The organism is Succinivibrio sp. (assembly GCF_045124615.1).
GTDB classification, from domain to species: domain Bacteria; phylum Pseudomonadota; class Gammaproteobacteria; order Enterobacterales; family Succinivibrionaceae; genus Succinivibrio; species Succinivibrio faecicola.
Genome location: NZ_JBGVMC010000244.1, coordinates 1 through 1,348 on the forward strand (window position 1 = coordinate 1; position 1,348 = coordinate 1,348).

The 1,348-nt window shown below is 36.3% G+C and carries 1 protein-coding gene; it reads right to left on the reverse strand.

The window, feature by feature from the left end; all coding sequences use genetic code 11:
• Positions 1-5 precede the first annotated feature (5 nt).
• Positions 6-1,348, reverse strand: a 1,343-nt coding sequence (terL, locus tag ACJML3_RS06395) for a phage terminase large subunit (RefSeq protein ID WP_406021636.1), incomplete at its 5' end; no start/stop codon positions are given.

Below are 1,348 nucleotides of genomic sequence, written 5' to 3' on the forward strand. Positions count from 1 at the left end.
ATTTTTTACCGCCTAAAATGTTGTAATCTACTCATTTTTAGAATTTTTAGATTATTTTCGCTGATTTGTAAAGGTGCATTTTCTCTGAAATAATTTAAAGCCTGTGTCATGCAATCAATTTGATCGTCATGATCCACCGCAGGAAAATTGATTATCTCATCTTCAAGATCTGCAATATAGGGAGCGTTTTCAGGTATATATACATTGCCTGTTTCAATATATATGCTTATAGCCTCCGCACGGGCAATCTTGCTTTCTGTTGGATTTATAGGTTTTAATCCGCTAATATGTTTTTTCAACGTTGAAATAATTGCTGATCCGTTGGCTTTATCTTCAATTAACCAGCCGTGACAACGTTTCCATTTTTTTGCAAGTTGAATAAACACTTGTAATGTTTTAACAAAATCCCATTGCCCTCTTACCTGGTCTAAGAGATAAAAATCAGCTCCTTTCTTACCCCATACCTGACCTACAACAAAATCATTATCTTTTTTATCTTTGAAAGTCATATCCCACGATCCTAAGATACGGTCAAAAGATACAGGAATATTTTTTTCATTATATCGTCTAAAATTATCCAGCTTAAAAGTAGCTCCTTCTTTTGGTACAGGATGTTGTTGGTATAGTGCTGCCCATTCGTATGCGCCTAATGTTTGTCGAATCGCCTCTAATTTTGCAAGAGAATAACGTTCTGGATGTAGAGCTTCCCCTTTTTTTCTGTGCTTTTCGTCATGCTCTGCAATCGCCTGATATTCAATAACTTTAAACTGATCCGCTTTTTCATCTGAATGCATTTTGCTGATTAACTGTCCTGCAAGATCGGCAATGTGCCATCTTGTCTGTAGGATAATTACACCGCCACCGTCACTTAAACGAGTGTAAGCAGTCGATTTATACCAGTCATAAGTCTTTTCTCTTATAGTAGGTGAGTTCGCATCTGCTCTGTCTTTAAAGGGATCATCAATAATTAAAATATCGCATCCCATACCTGTGACACCACCGCCCACGCCTGCAGATCGGTATGATCCTTTATGGTTTACGATTTCAAAAAGTGAATCTGTCTTTTTATACTGAGGGTAAGATTTGCCACCTAAAAAAGTATCTGGAAATATTTTTTTATAATTATCGCTGTCAATTATTCTTTGAACATCCAGATTAAAACGGCTTGCAAGATCGCCTGAATAGGAGGCACTGATAATATTAAGATTAGGATCACGCCCAAAAAGATATGCAGGAAAATTACGGCTTATAATCTCTGATTTACCTGATCTAGGTGGTAAACAAATTATAATTCTAGGTGATTTCTTTGCTTTTACATCCTCATAAAACTGATCGAGTGTTTCGCAAA